The organism is Planococcus circulans (assembly GCF_020023385.1).
Classification (GTDB): domain Bacteria; phylum Bacillota; class Bacilli; order Bacillales_A; family Planococcaceae; genus Planococcus.
Genome location: NZ_JAIQCL010000005.1, coordinates 109,419 through 126,627, shown reverse-complemented (window position 1 = coordinate 126,627; position 17,209 = coordinate 109,419). Strand labels below are relative to the sequence as shown.

General features: G+C 46.5%; 22 protein-coding genes and 1 other annotated feature. Of the genes, 21 read left to right on the top strand and 1 reads right to left on the bottom strand.

The genetic code is table 11. The features are described from left to right. Positions 1 to 246: 246 nt before the first annotated feature. Positions 247 to 456, top strand: a binding site (T-box leader). 41 nt (positions 457 to 497) lie between these two features. From alaS to mtnN, 10 genes are all read left to right on the top strand, one after another. Next, positions 498 to 3,122, top strand: a complete 2,625-nt coding sequence (alaS, locus tag K8U60_RS10190; protein ID WP_223638113.1) for an alanine--tRNA ligase — start codon at positions 498 to 500, stop codon at positions 3,120 to 3,122. A gap of 89 nt (positions 3,123 to 3,211) precedes the next feature. Further along, the gene (locus K8U60_RS10185) at positions 3,212 to 3,478 is read left to right on the top strand and encodes an IreB family regulatory phosphoprotein (protein WP_223638110.1); all 267 of its coding nucleotides are present in this window, start codon (positions 3,212 to 3,214) and stop codon (positions 3,476 to 3,478) included. Positions 3,479 to 3,485: 7 nt separating this feature from the next. After that, a complete protein-coding gene (gene ruvX, locus K8U60_RS10180) occupies positions 3,486 to 3,902 on the top strand; it encodes a Holliday junction resolvase RuvX (protein ID WP_146557809.1) in 417 nt (138 codons plus the stop codon). A 13-nt stretch (positions 3,903 to 3,915) separates the two neighbouring features. Beyond that, positions 3,916 to 4,224, top strand: a complete 309-nt coding sequence (locus tag K8U60_RS10175) for a DUF1292 domain-containing protein (RefSeq protein ID WP_223638108.1) — start codon at positions 3,916 to 3,918, stop codon at positions 4,222 to 4,224. Between the two features lie 125 nt (positions 4,225 to 4,349). Continuing rightward, entirely contained in the window at positions 4,350 to 5,474 is a 1,125-nt protein-coding gene (gene mltG, locus K8U60_RS10170) for an endolytic transglycosylase MltG (RefSeq protein WP_223638105.1), read from the top strand. Between the two features lie 91 nt (positions 5,475 to 5,565). After that, complete coding sequence (locus tag K8U60_RS10165; RefSeq protein ID WP_223638102.1) at positions 5,566 to 6,171, top strand: O-methyltransferase; 606 nt, start codon at positions 5,566 to 5,568, stop codon at positions 6,169 to 6,171. A 15-nt stretch (positions 6,172 to 6,186) separates the two neighbouring features. Continuing rightward, positions 6,187 to 6,831 (top strand): uridine kinase, encoded by a 645-nt coding sequence (udk, locus tag K8U60_RS10160; RefSeq protein ID WP_298830550.1) that lies wholly within the window; start codon positions 6,187 to 6,189, stop codon positions 6,829 to 6,831. A gap of 80 nt (positions 6,832 to 6,911) precedes the next feature. Continuing rightward, positions 6,912 to 7,388 (top strand): transcription elongation factor GreA, encoded by a 477-nt coding sequence (gene greA / locus K8U60_RS10155; protein WP_215098774.1) that lies wholly within the window; start codon positions 6,912 to 6,914, stop codon positions 7,386 to 7,388. Positions 7,389 to 7,520: 132 nt separating this feature from the next. After that, positions 7,521 to 8,261, top strand: coding sequence for a DUF1510 family protein (locus tag K8U60_RS10150; protein WP_223638096.1), 741 nt, complete (start codon positions 7,521 to 7,523; stop codon positions 8,259 to 8,261). Positions 8,262 to 8,623: 362 nt separating this feature from the next. Beyond that, the gene (mtnN, locus tag K8U60_RS10145; RefSeq protein ID WP_223638093.1) at positions 8,624 to 9,328 is read left to right on the top strand and encodes a 5'-methylthioadenosine/S-adenosylhomocysteine nucleosidase; all 705 of its coding nucleotides are present in this window, start codon (positions 8,624 to 8,626) and stop codon (positions 9,326 to 9,328) included. 64 nt (positions 9,329 to 9,392) lie between these two features. Here the strand turns inward: mtnN and pssA are convergent, their stop codons facing one another. Further along, entirely contained in the window at positions 9,393 to 9,932 is a 540-nt protein-coding gene (gene pssA / locus K8U60_RS10140; protein ID WP_223638090.1) for a CDP-diacylglycerol--serine O-phosphatidyltransferase, read from the bottom strand. Between the two features lie 95 nt (positions 9,933 to 10,027). Between pssA and K8U60_RS10135 the strand changes: the two genes are divergently transcribed. From K8U60_RS10135 to K8U60_RS10085, 11 genes are all read left to right on the top strand, one after another. After that, positions 10,028 to 10,801 (top strand): phosphatidylserine decarboxylase, encoded by a 774-nt coding sequence (locus K8U60_RS10135; RefSeq protein WP_223638088.1) that lies wholly within the window; start codon positions 10,028 to 10,030, stop codon positions 10,799 to 10,801. A gap of 38 nt (positions 10,802 to 10,839) precedes the next feature. Beyond that, the gene (locus K8U60_RS10130; RefSeq protein WP_223638075.1) at positions 10,840 to 11,361 is read left to right on the top strand and encodes a YqeG family HAD IIIA-type phosphatase; all 522 of its coding nucleotides are present in this window, start codon (positions 10,840 to 10,842) and stop codon (positions 11,359 to 11,361) included. Further along, positions 11,358 to 12,461: a ribosome biogenesis GTPase YqeH gene (gene yqeH / locus K8U60_RS10125; RefSeq protein ID WP_223638073.1), complete on the top strand. Its 1,104-nt coding sequence runs from the start codon at positions 11,358 to 11,360 to the stop codon at positions 12,459 to 12,461. Before K8U60_RS10130 ends, yqeH begins: the two co-directional genes overlap by 4 nt. A gap of 11 nt (positions 12,462 to 12,472) precedes the next feature. Continuing rightward, complete coding sequence (gene aroE, locus K8U60_RS10120) at positions 12,473 to 13,300, top strand: shikimate dehydrogenase (RefSeq protein ID WP_223638071.1); 828 nt, start codon at positions 12,473 to 12,475, stop codon at positions 13,298 to 13,300. Continuing rightward, a complete protein-coding gene (yhbY, locus tag K8U60_RS10115; RefSeq protein WP_142827770.1) occupies positions 13,287 to 13,586 on the top strand; it encodes a ribosome assembly RNA-binding protein YhbY in 300 nt (99 codons plus the stop codon). Before aroE ends, yhbY begins: the two co-directional genes overlap by 14 nt. Continuing rightward, positions 13,583 to 14,170 (top strand): nicotinate-nucleotide adenylyltransferase, encoded by a 588-nt coding sequence (locus tag K8U60_RS10110; protein WP_223638069.1) that lies wholly within the window; start codon positions 13,583 to 13,585, stop codon positions 14,168 to 14,170. Before yhbY ends, K8U60_RS10110 begins: the two co-directional genes overlap by 4 nt. Beyond that, entirely contained in the window at positions 14,139 to 14,714 is a 576-nt protein-coding gene (gene yqeK / locus K8U60_RS10105) for a bis(5'-nucleosyl)-tetraphosphatase (symmetrical) YqeK (protein ID WP_223638066.1), read from the top strand. Before K8U60_RS10110 ends, yqeK begins: the two co-directional genes overlap by 32 nt. After that, on the top strand, positions 14,711 to 15,049 hold the full coding sequence (rsfS, locus tag K8U60_RS10100; RefSeq protein WP_223638063.1) for a ribosome silencing factor: 339 nt from the start codon (positions 14,711 to 14,713) through the stop codon (positions 15,047 to 15,049). Before yqeK ends, rsfS begins: the two co-directional genes overlap by 4 nt. Next, the gene (locus tag K8U60_RS10095) at positions 15,046 to 15,768 is read left to right on the top strand and encodes a class I SAM-dependent methyltransferase (RefSeq protein ID WP_223638059.1); all 723 of its coding nucleotides are present in this window, start codon (positions 15,046 to 15,048) and stop codon (positions 15,766 to 15,768) included. Before rsfS ends, K8U60_RS10095 begins: the two co-directional genes overlap by 4 nt. Positions 15,769 to 15,942: 174 nt before the next feature. Continuing rightward, positions 15,943 to 16,530 (top strand): helix-hairpin-helix domain-containing protein, encoded by a 588-nt coding sequence (locus K8U60_RS10090; protein WP_223638056.1) that lies wholly within the window; start codon positions 15,943 to 15,945, stop codon positions 16,528 to 16,530. A gap of 81 nt (positions 16,531 to 16,611) precedes the next feature. Beyond that, positions 16,612 to 17,184 (top strand): ComE operon protein 2, encoded by a 573-nt coding sequence (locus K8U60_RS10085; protein ID WP_223638053.1) that lies wholly within the window; start codon positions 16,612 to 16,614, stop codon positions 17,182 to 17,184. The last annotated feature ends 25 nt before the right edge of the window (positions 17,185 to 17,209 follow it).

Here is a 17,209-nt window from a genome sequence, read left to right as displayed (position 1 = left end):
CTATACCGGTTGCTTGGAGTGCAGGTGCTCGACTCCTGCGGAATAGTGAGACGACCGAGACCCCGCAGGGAGCGAAGCGACTGAGGAGGCTTGGGCGCGAACCCGTGGAAAGCGAGCGCCGGAACGGAAAGCAGCCATTTCAATGAAAAGATGCTTGATTAATGTTAAGAAGCGCATGGAGCGATTTCTTAACCCTTCTATTGACATCACCCAAAGCTTTTTCTATAATTCAAATTAGACTGATAGACAAACACATTGATGGAGACAGTATAAAATCGCATCCGGACAGAAACGGGACCCCTGGCTGAAAGGCCCCGACGAGATCTGATTTTAGAAAGCTACTCCGGAGTGCAGCTAATCCCTGCCGTTGAACCGCGTTAAGGTGTTCGAGAGACACGGAGCTTCATGGTCCGTGTAACTAGGGTGGTACCGCGAAATAAAGCCTTCGTCCCTTTTTTGGGATGGGGGCTTTTTATTATGCTGAGGAGGAAAAACAGATGAAAAATTTGAAAGCTGAAGACATCAGACAATTGTATCTCGACTTCTTTAAAGAGAAAGGCCATGACCAGGAGCCGAGCGCACCGCTTGTGCCTTTTGAAGATCCTTCCCTGCTGTGGATCAACAGCGGCGTGGCGACCTTGAAGAAATATTTTGATGGTCGTGTCATTCCTGAAAACCCGCGGATTGTCAATGCACAAAAATCGATCCGTACGAATGATATTGAAAATGTCGGCAAAACGGCGCGCCACCATACGTTCTTTGAAATGCTCGGCAACTTCTCGATCGGTGAATACTTCAAGACCGAAGCAATCCACTGGGCTTGGGAATTCCTGACGGACGAAAAATGGATCGGTTTCGATGCTGATAAATTATCGGTGACGATCCATCCGGAAGACGAAGAGGCTTATGGCATCTGGTTGAACGAAGTCGGCATTCCGGCTGAGCGCATCATCCGTCTGGAAGGCAACTTCTGGGATATCGGAGAAGGCCCGAGTGGACCAAACTCTGAAATCTTCTATGACCGCGGCGAAAGCTACGGCAATGACATGAATGACCCTGAATTGTACCCGGGCGGCGAAAACGACCGTTACCTGGAAATCTGGAACCTGGTCTTTTCACAGTTCAACCACAACCCGGACCATACCTATACACCGCTTCCTAAGCAGAATATCGATACAGGCATGGGCTTGGAGCGCATGGCTTCTGTTGTACAGGACGTACCGACCAACTTCGATACGGATCTGTTCATCCCGATCATCCGGAAAACCGAAGAGATATCGGGCAAGAAATACGGCGAAGATGCTGATATGGACATGGCTTTCAAAGTGATCGCCGACCATATCCGTACCGTGGCATTTGCGATCGGTGACGGCGCGCTTCCATCGAATGAAGGCCGCGGTTACGTATTGCGCCGGCTGTTGCGCCGGGCTGTCCGTTATGCGAAGAAACTGGGCGTCGAGAAACCGTTCCTGTTTGAATTGGTACCGGTTGTCGGCGACATCATGAAAAACTTCTACCCGGAAGTGAACGACAAGCAAGACTTTATCATCCGTGTCATGAAACTCGAAGAAGAACGTTTCCACGAAACGCTTCACGATGGTTTGGCAATTTTGTCGTCAGTAGTAGAAAAAGAAAAAGCTGCTGGACTTACGGAAGTCCCGGGCGAAGATGCATTCCGCCTGTATGATACGTACGGCTTCCCGGTGGAGTTGACAGAAGAATACGCAGAAGAAGAAGGCATGACGATTGACCACAAAGGCTTTGAAGCAGCGATGCAGGCTCAACGTGACCGTGCGAGAAATGCACGCCAGAATGTCAATTCGATGCAGACGCAATCCGAAGTGCTGGGCGATATTAAAGAAGCGAGCGAATTTATCGGCTATAACCAGACGGTATCCGATGCCAATGTTCTGTTCATCATCAAAGACGGTGAACTGGCAGACAGCGCGCACGAAGGTGAAGAAGTTCAGGTCATCCTGGATGAGACGCCATTCTACGCTGAAAGCGGTGGACAGATTGCGGATCACGGGACATTGCGCAACGACTTTGCAAGCGTAGCTGTGCTCGATGTCAAAAAAGCGCCGAATGGCCAGAACCTGCATTCCGTGCGCGTAGAAACCGGTGAATTGACGAAATCGGCTGTGCATGCGCAAGTAGATGCATCCGAGCGCCGCCATACGGTGAAAAACCACACGGCGACACACCTATTGCACCAGGCGCTAAAAGATGTTCTAGGCACACACGTCAACCAGGCAGGTTCTTATGTAGGACCGGACCGTCTGCGTTTCGATTTCTCGCATTTCGGCCAGGTGACGAAAGAAGAATTGGAGACAATTGAGCAAATCGTCAATGAAAAGGTTTGGGAAGGCATTGCGGTTCAAACCGGCTACCATAACCTGCAGGAAGCGAAAGAAATGGGTGCTATGGCTTTGTTCGGAGAGAAGTACGGTGATGTTGTCCGTGTCGTTGAAATCGGCGGCTATTCACTGGAGCTTTGCGGCGGTGTCCATGTGGTCAATACGTCTGAAATCGGGTTGTTCAAAATCGTTTCAGAAGGCGGCATTGGAGCTGGCATCCGCAGAATTGAAGCGGTAACCGGTAAAGGGGCATACGAAAGCCTGAAAGACAGCGAACAGATTTTGGAGCAGGCGGCAGGACTTCTGAAGGCCAATCCAAAAGACATGGTCCAAAAAGTACAGTCTGTCCAAGCCGAAATCAAATCACTGCAGCGTGAAAACGAATCCCTGCTTGCGAAGGTATCAAATGCACAATCTGCCGGCATCTTGGATCGCGCGCAAAAAGTCGGCGATATCACTGTGTTGTCAGTCAAAGTAGAGGCCAAAGACAACAACCAATTGCGCCAGATGCTGGATGATTTGAAAACGAAAATTGACAAAGCAGTCATCGTTTTAGGTGCAACAGATGGAGACAAAGTCATGCTGGCTGCAGGTGTTACGAAAGATTTGGCTGGCGGCGATTATCATGCTGGGCAAATCGTCAAACATGTGGCAGAGCTATGCGGAGGAAAAGGCGGCGGCCGTCCGGATATGGCGATGGCGGGTGCAAAAGATGCCGGGAAATTGGAATCGGCGCTCGAATCCGTTTACAGCTTAGTGAAATAGGTTTAATAAATCCACGCTATCGGTTATAATGGTAATCAGACAGCAGGAGCAATTATTCCTATTTAAAATCCGAAAGCGAGGTGCTTGTCGTGAGTTCATTTGATCGAACTATGAAATTCGATTCTTCTGATGAGTCGATGGAGCAGGAAGTGAAGCAAGTGATGCTTCAGGTCCATTCTGCACTTGAAGAAAAAGGCTATAACCCGATCAATCAGATTGTCGGATATTTGTTATCAGGTGATCCGGCTTATATTCCTCGCCATCAGGATGCGCGAAATATGATTCGCAAACTGGAACGGGATGAAATTCTGGAAGAGCTTGTAAAGTTCTATATTAAGAAGAATAACGGGGAATAATGAAATGATGCGTATAATGGGACTTGATGTCGGTTCGAAAACGATCGGAGTCGCAATCAGCGATCCGATGGGCTGGACAGCCCAAGGAATCGAAACCGTCAAAATAAATGAAGCGATCGAAGAATTTGGAATGGACCGCCTCGGTGAACTGATCAAGCAATATGAAGTGACCGAAGCGGTTGTCGGCTACCCGAAAAACATGAACAATTCAATCGGGCCGCGCGCTGAAGCATCCGAAAGATTTGCAGCTTTGCTGAAAGAAGCGTATAGTATACCGGTGGTCCTATGGGATGAACGGCTTACGACGTCGGCAGCAGAGAAGATGTTGATCTCCGCAGATGTCAGCCGCAAAAACCGCAAAAAAGTGATCGACAAGATGGCGGCAGTCATGATTTTGCAAGGCTATCTTGATTTTAAAAAATAATGAGGTGACACAAATGGAACACGGACAAGAGCACATTACAGTCGTTGATGAAAACGGCAACGAACAATTATTTGAAGTATTGTTTACATTTGAATCAGCAGACTTCGGAAAATCATACGTTTTGTATTTCCCGGTAGGCGCTGAAGAAGATGAAGAAGGCGAAATCGAAATTCATGCATCTTCCTTCACTGAAAACCCTGACTCGGACGAAACTGTAGGCGGCGGAGAACTTCGCCCGGTTGAAACGGATGCTGAATGGGACATGATCGAAGAAATGTTGAATACCTTCCTTGACGAAGAAGAAGAAAACGAAGAGCTTTAAAAATGGAGGACGGAATTGATTGCTGATTCCGTCTTTTTCTTTTGTGCGTTTTTCTTGTATACTTAAAGAAGTTGAACAGCTAAGGTCCAACTTTTGCAGAAGAGAAAAGCTGGGGGGGGGAACCCGTGGAGAAACAGTCAAAAAAAGACATCATGTTTGAACGCATGAAAGAAAAAAAGAAGGAAGTGAGAGTCGTCCGACGCATCGTATTAATAGTCGCGCTGATCCTATTGGTCATTATCGGGATCGCAGGCTTTCAAGCCTATAATTACATCAGCAGCGCCCTTGCGCCGGTAGATCCGGATTCAGAGGAAGTGGTGACCGTTGAAGTCCCGATCGGTTCAAGTCTGGACAGCATTGCGGCATTGCTTGAAGAAAACGGAGTCATTGAAGATGCACGCATCTACAAATACTATGTGAAATTCAATAATGAATCCGAGTTTCAAGCTGGAACTTATGATTTGCTGCCGTCCATGACATTGGATGAAATTACGGAAAGCCTAAAAAGCGGTAAAGTCTATCGCGAGCCGCTGTTTACGATCAACGTTCCAGAAGGCTTGACGGTGGAAGAGATTGCCGAAAACGTCATTGCGGAAAAAACTTCGCATACGGCTGAAGAATTTTTAGCGAAAATCGAAGATCCGGCTTATATTGAAGAGCTGATGATCAAGTATCCGGAGTTATTGACAGATGAGATATTGGGCGATAATATCCGTTATGCACTTGAAGGCTATCTGTTCCCGGCCACTTACGCCATTTACGAAGAAGATCCTTCACTGACATTGCTCATTGAACAGATGCTTGATACGACTCAAGCCAATGTTCTGCAGTATCAAGCCGTTTTGGAAGAAAGCGGAAGATCGCCGCATTGGTTGTTGACCTTCGCTTCGCTGTTGGAAGAAGAAGCGACAGCGCAGTCTGATCGCCAAACCATTGCCAGCGTCTTCTATAACCGTTTGGATGATGATATGCCGTTGCAGACGGATCCAACCGTCATCTACGCAATGGGTGAGCATAAAGACCGCTTGTTCAATACGGATTACGAATTTGAACATCCATACAGCACTTACCAGAACAAAGGTCTGCCGCCTGGTCCGATCGCGAATGCCGGAGGATCTTCAATTGAAGCAGTGCTCGATCCTGCTGATACTGACTACTTCTACTTCCTGGCTGATTCGGAAGGTACGAATCATTTTGCCAAAACTTATGAAGAACATTTGGCGAACCGCGATGAATATATCGGAAATTAACACCTTCGAGAAGGAAGCGTCCTCGCTTTCCTTCTCTTTTTATGGTAATATTTGAAGTAATTTTTGCTTAGTCGAAAAGGAGCTTTCCAGTATGGTGAACAATCAATTAGCAACGACGCTTGAAGAGATGCGAACATATGCAGCTACGCATCATGTGCCGATCATGGAAGATCAGGGAATCCGGGAACTGCTGGATCTGCTGAAACAGCAGCAGCCCGAACGGATTTTGGAAATTGGTTCGGCCATCGGCTTTTCGGCGATAAAAATGGCAGAAGCCTTGCCCGCTTGCACAGTGGACACCGTTGAACGCGACGATTCCCGTTATCGGAAAGCGGTCGAATTTATTGCGCAATCAGGTTTAGGGAACCAGATCCGAATATTCCATGCAGATGCATTGGAGCTCGAACTGGCAATTCTGAAACCGCAATATGATGCTATTTTCATCGATGCAGCAAAAGGGCAATATGAGCGCTTTTTCGACAAGTATGAACCTTTATTGCCAAAAGGCGGAATCATATATTGCGATAACATGGCCATGCATGGACTTTCAGATATCCCGTTATCTGAAGTGCCCAGAAGAAAGCGCACGATGATCCGCAATCTGGCGGCCTTTAAAGAACATATGCTCAGTCACTCCGGTTACGACACGGAATTATTGTCTTCGGGAGACGGCATTATGATCTGCAAAAAAAGATGAATACACTAAAAAGAGATTTGCAAGGAGCTAAACAACATGTCGAAGAAACGGCCGGTCGTTATTGGGATCGCAGGGGGTTCGGGCTCGGGGAAAACGAGTGTAACGAACTCCATCTATGAAGTATTTAAAGAAAACTCGGTGGTGGTGATCGAGCAGGATTATTATTACAAAGATCAAAGCCATTTGGCTTTTGAAGAACGCCTGGAAACGAATTACGACCATCCATTGGCATTTGATACAGACCTGCTGATCGAGCACATCAACGAATTGCTGGAGCGCCGCCCAATCGAAAAACCGGTATATAATTATGCGCTACATACGCGTGCTGAAGAAACGGTCGTAATCGAACCGAAAGATGTCATTATCCTGGAAGGGATTTTGGTGCTGGAAGATGTCCGGTTGCGTGAATTGATGGATATCAAATTATTCGTCGACACGGATGGCGACTTGCGCATCATCCGCCGTCTGCTGCGTGACATCAACGAACGTGGCCGGACCATCGACTCGGTCATCGAACAATACTTGACCGTCGTACGTCCGATGCATAACCAATTTATCGAACCGACCAAACGGTATGCAGACGTCATTATTCCAGAAGGCGGACAAAACGAAGTGGCGATTGATTTAATGGTCACAAAAATCAAAACTATTCTTGAATAGATTGTCAATCTATAATATGATGAGACCAGACTGACGGTTGCACACGTGCATCCAGGTCAGCAGTTGAAGGAGTGGAAACAATGGCTAACGAAAAACAATTTCCAATGACAGCTGCAGGAAAGCAGAAGTTGGAAGATGAACTGGACTTTCTAAAAACGATTAAACGCAAAGAAGTGGTTGAACGAATTAAGATCGCGCGTGATTTCGGTGATTTATCCGAGAATGCTGAATATGATTCTGCGAAAGAAGATCAGGCATTTGTAGAGGGCCGTATCTCAACACTCGAATCGATGATCCGCAACGCGGTTATCATAAATGAAAATGAATCGAACAAAGACATCGTCCGCTTAGGGACGACCGTTACATTTATAGAAGTTCCAGATGGCGATAAAGAATCCTACACAATCGTCGGGTCAGCTGAAGCGGATCCTTTGGAAGGCCGTATTTCAAACGATTCTCCAATTGCAAAAAGCATGATCGGCCGCACAATCGGTGAAAATGTCAAAGTACTGACACCTGGCGGAGAAATGGAAATCAAGATTCTTTCAATCACGTAATGGAGACGGCCGTTCTGTAAAAGGGATGGCCGTTTCTCATTATTTTGACTTTTACTGAAACGAAATTATCGCTGAAACGTCAAATTTGTCATACTGGATTTATGGTAAACTATTAAGAAAGGGGGACATCCAATGACTAACGAAGAAAAACCTTATCCCTCTCGTTTGAAGAAAAAGAAAAACCGGTCAAATTCCATTTTGAATATAATGATCGGCTTGGTATTTGCATTGATTCTCATTATCGGGGTTTCCATGCTGTTTAGTGGAGGGGACGATCAGGCTCAAGATCTTGAAGCGGTGACGATTTCACCTGAAACCGAAGACCAAACGAGTGGCACTGGAGACAGTGAAGAAGGAAGCGCAGGCACCGATGAAGATGCTGAAGCCTCTGAAGAAGAAAAAGAAGCAGCTAAAAAGGCTGAAGAAGAAAAAGCTAAAGAAGAAGCTGAAGCTAAAAAAGCTGAAGAAGAAAAAGCTAAAGAAGAAAAAGCCAAAGAAGAAGAAGGATCTGTCACAAAAGGCGGAACCATCACACGAGAAGATTCCAGTGACCCGATAGTGGAAGAAACAGTCATCAATACGAGCTGGGAGCCGGTAGGCACTAAGCAAAAAGGTGATCATGTCTCTGTGTACCAGAAGGATTCTGTGGATTGGAACGAAAAAGTCAATGCGGTAGCTTATGCGACTGGCCTTGATGCCAACAATATGTATGTCATGATGATTAAAAACGGCGGCGGTCCTCAGAAGTCGATTGCGACTGTTCAGTCCAAAGACGAATCTGAAAAATATCGTGTCCATATGGAATGGGTAGACGGCGAAGGCTGGAAACCAGTGAAAATGGACGTGCTGAAAACATTGGAAGGCGCCTATTGATAAAGGCGTCTTTTTCTTTGGTATAATATAAGTTGAACTAAAGAAACCGTCTTTTACACAACGCTTCGGACGCTTTGAGTAGGGTTCCTAAAGTAAGAGTTGTAAAACCTCTGCTTCTGCATCGCTCCGCTAGCTTCGAAGCAAAGAAAATAACCTAAACTTCCTTTGGTTTATTTTCTTGCCTAGCCCTTGGGCGCGCCGGCGCTAAGAGATGTAGTGAATTTGAAGCGAGCCTCTGTGTTACCACTGTATCCATAATAGATTTGCGGAATATCAGCAGGCGAAGATTCTTTGTACAACTTATATATAAAAGGGTATTGAAACAGGAAAGATAAATTGACGCTGGAATGGGGAATAGCAAAATGAAAATCGGTGTAATTGGTGCGATGGAAGAAGAAGTTCAACTATTGAGAAGCGGTCTGGAAGATTCCCGGACAGAAGAAATTGCCAAATGTGAATTTACTTTGGGTACATACGAAGGGCAGGAAATCGTCTTGCTGAAAAGCGGCATCGGCAAGGTCAATGCCGCCATGTCAACAACAATCCTTTTACAGCAGTACCAGCCGGATATTGTCATCAATATCGGTTCGGCAGGCGGCTTTGATGAAGAACTCGAAGTTGGCGCGGTAGTCATCTCTGACGAAGTCCGTCACCACGATGTGGATGTTACAGTCTTCGGCTATGAAATGGGGCAGGTGCCTCAAATGCCGGCAGCATTCACTTCCAACGAAGAATTGATTGAACTGGCAATCAAGGCAGTCAAGGAAATGGGGCAGCATGATTACGCAGTCGGCTTGATTGCGACAGGCGATTCCTTTATGAATGATCCCGAACGTGTGGCAAAAGTCCGTGAATATTTTCCAACGATGAAAGCAGCTGAAATGGAAGCGGCTGCGGTTGCGCAGGTCTGCTATCAGTTCGACGTGGCATTCGTAGTCATTCGGGCACTGTCTGATATCGCCGGAAAAGAATCTTCTGTATCATTTGATGAATTTTTGCCTGTGGCAGCCAAGCATTCAACGGAAATCGTCTTCAATGTAATCAGCCGGTTGGCAGCGCGCATCTAACTTGAACTATGGAATTGCCCAAAATAAAAAGCTGAGGACGTTTTCTCAACGTCACTCAGCTTTTTTACACTTTTCTTAAAGAGAAGGTACTGACCATCAATAAAGAACAAAGGATGAACAGGAACATATAGGCGACTGGCGAAACCATCGTCAGACCAAAATAGGATAATGTAATGACCGTACCGGCCGCTGTAATCGGCAAACCGGTGAAATAACCGGTGGCATCCGAAATATTGAAACGCGCCAAACGAAAACCACCACAAGAAATATAGATGACTGTAAAAACCATTCCGATAAAACCGAAGTCCGACAAGACAAGCTGGTACATTAAAATTGCAGGGGCAACACCAAAGGATAATATGTCGCTCATCGAATCGAGCTGCTTACCGAGTTCAGATTCCTGATTGAACTTTCTTGCCACCATACCGTCAAAGCGGTCCAAAAAAGCCGCAATAAATATAAATAGCACGCTATAGCTATAAGATCCATTTAAAGTGGCCATAAGTGAGGCACCGCCAAACAGCATATTGCCGATTGTGATGGTGTTAGCGGTCTGTGACCTCAGCTTTTTTATGGTGTGATCCATTCTTTCTGTAATTAACAATGGAAAACACTCCTTCTTTTTTGTAAACTTGTTCACTCTATTATACTGTGAAAGGTAAAAAAATGGTAGACTATTTTAGCAACGGAGGCATCTCTATGAAAAAATATCTATACCAGCGTTCAATTGAACTTACAAACGGAGCTTTTACTTCCAATCTGATCCGCCAATTCTCTCAATCCAAAAACAGCCGAAGGTTTATTCCTGGCTATATCAAAGCCTATCAGATCTTAGTGGATGATGTCGAAGAGCCTGTGGATTCCTTTCCGACACTCCATGATTTCTTTGTCCGTAAACTGACGGCATCGAGCCGTCCGATCGCCAGTGCCCCTGTGGTTTCTCCAGTCGATGGCAAAATAGAAATTGCCGGAGATATGCAGGTAGGCATCACGTTCCTGGTGAAAGGCCAGCAGTATTCTTTGGCTGATCTCCTCGGGGATAACGCCTTGGCTGACCGCTATCAGAACGGAAAATATGCAGTGCTGTATTTATCGCCTGCCGATTATCACCGGATCCATAGTCCGGCTGATGGCAAAGTAGAGAAGCAATACGTACTCGGAAAAAAATCATACCCAGTCAACGCAGCTGGGTTGCACTACGGCAAAACGCCGATCAGCGGCAACTACCGCATGATCACCGAGCTGGAAACGGCGTTCGGCAGGATGCTGGTTGTCAAAGTCGGCGCCATGTTCGTCAATTCCATCAAGCTGACGGAAACCGGCAGTGAATGGCAAAAAGGCAGTGAAGTGGGCTATTTCAGTTTCGGATCCACAGTTGTGCTGTTCTTTGAGGAGAATTCCATCAAATTTGTCGAAGATATGTCGGATGGACAACGGATCAAGGTGGGAGAAGCGCTAGGAATTATGGTATAATCAATAGCATTAAGTTCGGAAAACAGGAGTGGGTTGCAGTGTATCAGAATTTTGTACCAAGCCAATACGTGAAAGACGTATTTGACATCAAGCCGGAAACATTGATTGAAAAGAATATTAAAGGCATCATTACGGATTTGGATAATACGCTTGTGGAATGGGATCGACCGGATGCGACACCGAAATTGATCGAGTGGCTGAAATCGATGAAGGACGCCGGCATCCAGGTAGTCATCGTTTCCAACAACAAGGAATTGCGCGTCAAGTCATTTGCGGATCCTTTAGGGATTCCGTTTATTTACCAGGCACGCAAACCGATGGGCCGCGCCTTCCGCAAAGCGCTCCGGATCATGGAAGCGAAGCGCGACCAGGTGGTGGTGATCGGAGATCAGATGCTGACGGATATTTTCGGCGGCAACTTGAATAAGATGCATACGATCTTGGTATTGCCAGTGGCTCAGTCCGATGGCTTTTTTACGCGTTTCAACCGGAGAGTCGAACGCAGAATCATGAAGAGATTGAAAGATAAAGGACAATTGATGTGGGAGGAAGAAAATTGAGTGAAATGCCAACTTGCATCGGATGCGGTGTACAGATTCAAACAGAAAACAAGGAAGAGGTAGGATATGCTCCGCCCTCTTCATTGGAAAAAGAAGAAATTATTTGCCAGCGTTGTTTCCGCCTGAAGAATTACAATGAACTTCAACCGGTTTCTTTGACGGATGATGATTTTCTGCGTATTTTAAACGGCTTAGGGGAACGCGATGGCCTAATTGTGAAGATTGTCGACATTTTCGACTTTAATGGCAGCTGGCTTCCGGGCCTTCACCGCTTTGTCGGAAATAACGATATCTTGTTGATTGCTAATAAAGCGGACTTGCTGCCGAAATCAGTCAAACAGCATAAACTGATCCATTGGATGAAACAGGAGGCCCGCAAGCTGGGCTTGCAGCCAATCGATGTGTTGACTGTCAGTGCCCATAGAGGGACTGGAGTTCCGGAAGCGATGGAAGCCATCGAAAAATACCGCAAAGGCAAAGATGTCTATGTGGTCGGCTGTACGAATGTGGGGAAATCGACGTTCATCAATCGCGTCATCAAACAGGCTACAGGACAAGCTGATGTCATTACAACTTCCCATTTCCCGGGAACCACGTTGGATATGATCGAAATCCCATTGGATGACAAACGTTCATTATTCGATACGCCAGGCATCATCAACCATCATCAATTGGCGCACCATCTCCAAACGGCAGATCTTAAGCAGATCATGCCTAAAAAAGAGATCAAGCCGCGCGTCTTCCAATTGAATGCGGAACAGACGTTATTTGTTGGCGGATTAGCTCGTTTCGACTTTATCCAAGGTGAACGCTCGTCTTTCACTGTCCATATCGCAAATGACCTGCCGATTCACCGTACCAAACTGGAAAACGCAGATGCTTTATATGAACAGCATTTGGGTGATATGCTGGCACCGCCATCGGCCGAATACAAAGATGATTTTCCGGAATTGGTGCGCCATGAGTTCAGCGTCAAGGAAGCGAAGACCGATATCGTCTTTTCGGGGCTTGGCTGGATTACCATTCAACACGGCAATGCTGTCATTGCTGCCCATGCACCTAAAGGTGTAGAAGTTCTATTGCGCCCATCGTTGATCTAGGAGGTTTTTAGATGAAGAAATGGTACGCGGTGATCGGTGATCCGATCTCCCATTCCTTATCCCCATTCATGCACGATACATGGTTTAGTGAACATGGCATTGATGCAGCCTATATTCCGGTTCATGTGGAACCGTCACAGCTGGAAAAATCATTCGAAGCCATGAAAACGCTGGGAGTCAGCGGTTTTAATATCACGCTTCCGCATAAACAGTCGATTGTTCCGTTTCTGGGCAAACTGGAAGAAAATGCCATGCAGATGAATGCCGTGAATACGGTGAATTTCGATGGGAAACAGTATGTCGGTTCCAATACGGATGGTGATGGCTTTGTCCAATCCATGCTTGTTCATCCTGTCGATAAAGCATCTAAAGTCTTGCTGATTGGAGCGGGTGGTGCAGCAAGAGGCATCGCTTTCGCGTTGAAGCGCGCCGGGTTCAGTGACGTCACGATCACCAATCGGACTTTCCGCCGGGCGGAGGAGCTGGCTGCTGAAACTGGCGGTTCCGCTATAACGCTTAAGGAATCCGAGGAACAATTGGCGGAATTTGCGATTCTGATCCAAACGACATCTGTCGGTTTGGCGACGGGCGAAGCTTTGCCGATTTCCCTGGAGCAGGTCAAGGCGGGAACTTTGGTGGCGGATATCATCTATGTTCCACTAGAGACACCTTTTTTAAAGAAAGCCGAAGAAAAAAATTGCGTTATATTGAATGGTGTCGGCATGTTTGTCTATCAGGGTGCAATTGCATTCGAAAAGTGGACAGGCGTACAGCCGGATACTGAAAAAATGATCAAATTGATCACAGAAAAACTAGGAGGCACTTATGTTAACAACTAAACAAAAAAGCTTTTTGAGAAGCGAAGCACATCATCTTGATCCGATTTTCCAGGTAGGCAAAGGCGGAGTCAACGAAGCCATGCTCGTTCAAATCAAAGAAGCATTGGAAAAGCGTGAATTGGTGAAAATCAGCATTCTTCAAAACAATGAAGATGGCAAAGATGAAGTGGCGAAAGCTCTTGCCAAAGGCACAAAATCACAATTGGTTCAATTGATCGGCCACACAGTGATTCTTTATAAACAATCGGTCAACAACAAAAAGATCGAGCTGCCGGTTAAAAGATGAAAAAAGTCGGGATTCTGGGCGGAACGTTCAATCCACCTCATCTCGGCCATCTGATTATGGCCAATGAAGCGTATCATTCAGCCGGATTGGACGAAGTGCGCTTCATGCCCAACTATATTGCACCACACAAGGATGTGGCGGGAGCCAGTGCGCACCAGCGTTTGGAGATGACGGGACTGGCCATTTCAGGCCGTCCGCAATTCCGGCTGGAAGCTTTTGAAATCGACAGCGGCGGGGTTTCCTATTCGTTTGACACACTGACGCGGCTGACTGAAAAAGAACCTGATAAGGAGTTCTACTTCATCATCGGAGGCGATATGGTGGAAGGTTTGCCTTCCTGGTATCGCATCGACGAATTGGTGAAGTTGATTCGCTTTATCGGAGTCAAGCGTCCGGGTTATAATATAGAAACACCTTATCCTGTCATGATGATTGATTCACCCGAATTACTGCTGTCATCCACGATGTTGAGAGAGCGTGCCGCTAAAGGCGGACCCCTCACTTTTTTGGTGCCTGATAAAGTAGAAGCGTTTATCCGAGAGGAGGGCTTATATGGATTCCAGCGAAATGCTGCAGAAAGTTAAGGAACGGCTGCCTGAAAAACGCTTTACGCATGTGCTGGGCGTGGTGAAAACAGCAAGAGAACTCGCCAAGGAATTTGATGTATCCGAGTCTAAGGCGGAAACTGCCGCGATTTTGCATGACGCAGCAAAATTTTCAGATCGGGAGTGGATGAAGTCCATTATCGTCTCTGAGAAGCTGGATCCCCTATTGCTCGATTATCATGCGGAACTTTGGCATGCACCTGTGGGCGCGTATATGGCGAAAACTGAATTTGGCGTGGAAGATGAAGATGTTCTGAATGCTATCCGTTACCATACAACCGGACGCGCGGAGATGTCTGATTTGGAAAAAGTCGTCTATATTGCCGATCTGATCGAACCGAACCGCAAATTTTCAGGTGTTGAAGAATTGCGACAATTAAAAGAACAGGGATTGGATGTTATGATGGAAGCCTCGGTCAAACATTCCATCGAATTTTTAGTATCGAAAAATCAACCGGTATTTCCGGATTCACTGAAGTGCTACAACTACTTCGTGCAACAGAAAGGGAAAGTGAAAGAATGACTAAAGAAACTTTACTACAAGTAGCTTATAATGCTGCAGAAGATAAAAAAGCGGAAGACATTGTTGTCTTGAATATGGAGGGGATTTCGCTTTTGGCTGATTTCTTCGTCATCTGCACAGGAAATTCCGATCGCCAAGTTCAGTCGATTGCAAGAGAAATCATGGATAAAGCACATGAAGAAGGCCATGAAGTGAAAAGCATCGAAGGATTCGATTCAGCGCGCTGGATCCTTGTCGATCTTGGCGATGTCGTGGCACATGTCTTCCACAAAGACGAACGCTCATACTATAATTTGGAACGCCTGTGGAGAGAAGCTCCGCAAATGGAAATATGAAATACGGAAAATTTGCCGCAGTCTATGATGGACTGATGGAGGATATTTCTTATGAAAAGTATGTGGAGTGGGTCGCTTCCCATGCTCCGTCCGGCAAATTGCTGGATGTGGCGTGCGGAACCGGCACATTGTCACAGCTTTTTGCTGAAATGGGCTATGACGTGACTGCCAGCGACTTGTCGGAAGACATGCTGACGGTCGCCAATCAACGTTTCCAGGAAGCAAACCAGTCGATTCCGGTACTTCAATTGTCCATGGACAACCTGGAGGGCCTGGACGGCTTTGATCTTGTCACGATTGCGATCGATTCCTTGAATTATCTACAGACGGAACAACAGGTCCAGCAGACGTTCAAGGAAATCTATGCTTCATTGAATCCGGGCGGCCATTTTTTCTTTGATGTGCATTCCATCTTTAAAGTGGATGGAGTCTACATGGACAGCCCGTTTGTCTACGACGCGGAGGAAATCGCTTATATCTGGCATACAGAGCCTGGTGAAGCAGAACATAGCGTGATTCACGATATGACATTCTTTGTCCGCCAGAATGGGTTGTTTGAGCGTTTTGAAGAAACGCATGAGCAGCGCACCTTTTCCGTTGATGTGTACACGAAATGGCTGGAAGCGGCAGGGTTTTCTGTAGAGTCGGTCACCGCCGATTTTTCAGATCAGGCTCCGGACGAAGAAAGTGAACGCATTTTCTTTCATGCCAAAAAATAAAAAAAGCAATTCAGCCATCTGCATTTTGCAGGTGGTTTTTTGCTTGTCCGAAAAGGATGGACAGCAGCCGGTGAATTAATATATAATTCAAACAGCTTCCATTTAATTGCCTTCTGAAGAAATGAGGAATGCCAGCTGAAACCTTCCCAGCTTCAGAAAAACTCCGCATGGCTGTTGATCCCCGCTGCCGCCATTGCGTTATTGATGATCTACTTCTTCTTTCCACAAGAAAAGGCGGAAACAACACCCGCCGCTTCTCTCGAATTGATCAGCGCTGAATCCCCTCAGCAGACAGAAACCCCTGAAAACGAAAATCCCGTAATCGAATCCACATTAATGATAGATATGAAAGGCCAGGTGGTCAGTCCCGGCGTTTATGAGCTTCCGGCAGGATCGCGTATGCAGGATGCCATAGATGCTGCCGGCGGATTTACGCCTGAAGCCGACAGCCGCTCCATAAATCTGGCATTGATTGTTGTTGATGAAACCAGTCTGTATGTTCCAGCGGCGGGTGAAGAAATCATCTTGCCGGCAGCCCAGCAGACAGCCCCAGGCAGTAGTGGGAGCACCCTCATCAACATCAATCTGGCAACAGAAACCGAATTGATGGAACTGCCGGGAATCGGTCCTTCCAAAGCTGCTGCTATACTAGCTTACCGGGAAGAAGCCGGAAGCTTCAAAACGCCGGAAGAATTGACGGAAGTCACCGGGATCGGCGATAAAACCTTTGAACAATTAAAAGAGTTGATCATCGTTAAATAATCGCGATGTGCAACAAAGGCGGTTGACGAAACCGTCGCCTCTGCTACACTTATTTTAACTACACAAGCAGGAGGCAATTAAATGAAGCGAATAACTTGGGACCAATTTTTCATGGCGCAAAGCCATTTGCTCGCACTCAGAAGCACATGTACACGACTGGCTGTCGGCGCCACCATTGTACGCGACCGCAGAATTATGGCTGGGGGGTACAATGGATCGATTTCAGGCGGCGACCATTGCATCGATAAAGGGTGTTACGTTGTCGATGGCCATTGTGTCCGGACCATCCATGCAGAAATGAATGCGTTGCTGCAATGCGCAAAGTATGGCGTCAGCGTCAATGGCGCCGATATGTATGTCAGCCATTTCCCTTGCCTGCAATGCACCAAGTCGATTATCCAGTCAGGAATTTCCCGTTTGTATTATGCCACCGACTACAAAAATCATGAATACGCTATTGAATTATTGGAACAGGCTGGCGTTGAAGTGGTGCAGGTAGTATTCGATGAGCGGAAAATCGATTTTTTGAGTGTGGAAAAATCAGCTCTATATATTGAGCTTCTGGAGAAATTGCGTGAAAAAGGCGGAAGCGAAGAAGAATTGGCCCATTACAGTGAACGGGTGAATCAATTATTCGGAGAAGTCGAAGTCTAAACACCACGATCTTTCTTTACCTGGC

Bases quoted from the DNA above. Each gene is read 5' to 3' on its own strand.
- K8U60_RS10135 (WP_223638088.1), top strand. From the start codon at position 10,028: ATGAAAAAATATCTATACCAGCGTTCAATTGAACTTACAAACGGAGCT.
- K8U60_RS10085 (WP_223638053.1), top strand. From the start codon at position 16,612: ATGAAGCGAATAACTTGGGACCAATTTTTCATGGCGCAAAGCCATTTG.
- mtnN (WP_223638093.1), top strand. From the start codon at position 8,624: ATGAAAATCGGTGTAATTGGTGCGATGGAAGAAGAAGTTCAACTATTG.
- alaS (WP_223638113.1), top strand. From the start codon at position 498: ATGAAAAATTTGAAAGCTGAAGACATCAGACAATTGTATCTCGACTTC.
- aroE (WP_223638071.1), top strand. From the start codon at position 12,473: ATGAAGAAATGGTACGCGGTGATCGGTGATCCGATCTCCCATTCCTTA.
- K8U60_RS10110 (WP_223638069.1), top strand. From the start codon at position 13,583: ATGAAAAAAGTCGGGATTCTGGGCGGAACGTTCAATCCACCTCATCTC.
- ruvX (WP_146557809.1), top strand. From the start codon at position 3,486: ATGCGTATAATGGGACTTGATGTCGGTTCGAAAACGATCGGAGTCGCA.
- yhbY (WP_142827770.1), top strand. From the start codon at position 13,287: ATGTTAACAACTAAACAAAAAAGCTTTTTGAGAAGCGAAGCACATCAT.
- yqeK (WP_223638066.1), top strand. From the start codon at position 14,139: ATGGATTCCAGCGAAATGCTGCAGAAAGTTAAGGAACGGCTGCCTGAA.
- K8U60_RS10150 (WP_223638096.1), top strand. From the start codon at position 7,521: ATGACTAACGAAGAAAAACCTTATCCCTCTCGTTTGAAGAAAAAGAAA.
- greA (WP_215098774.1), top strand. From the start codon at position 6,912: ATGGCTAACGAAAAACAATTTCCAATGACAGCTGCAGGAAAGCAGAAG.
- K8U60_RS10175 (WP_223638108.1), top strand. From the start codon at position 3,916: ATGGAACACGGACAAGAGCACATTACAGTCGTTGATGAAAACGGCAAC.
- rsfS (WP_223638063.1), top strand. From the start codon at position 14,711: ATGACTAAAGAAACTTTACTACAAGTAGCTTATAATGCTGCAGAAGAT.
- K8U60_RS10095 (WP_223638059.1), top strand. From the start codon at position 15,046: ATGAAATACGGAAAATTTGCCGCAGTCTATGATGGACTGATGGAGGAT.
- K8U60_RS10165 (WP_223638102.1), top strand. From the start codon at position 5,566: ATGGTGAACAATCAATTAGCAACGACGCTTGAAGAGATGCGAACATAT.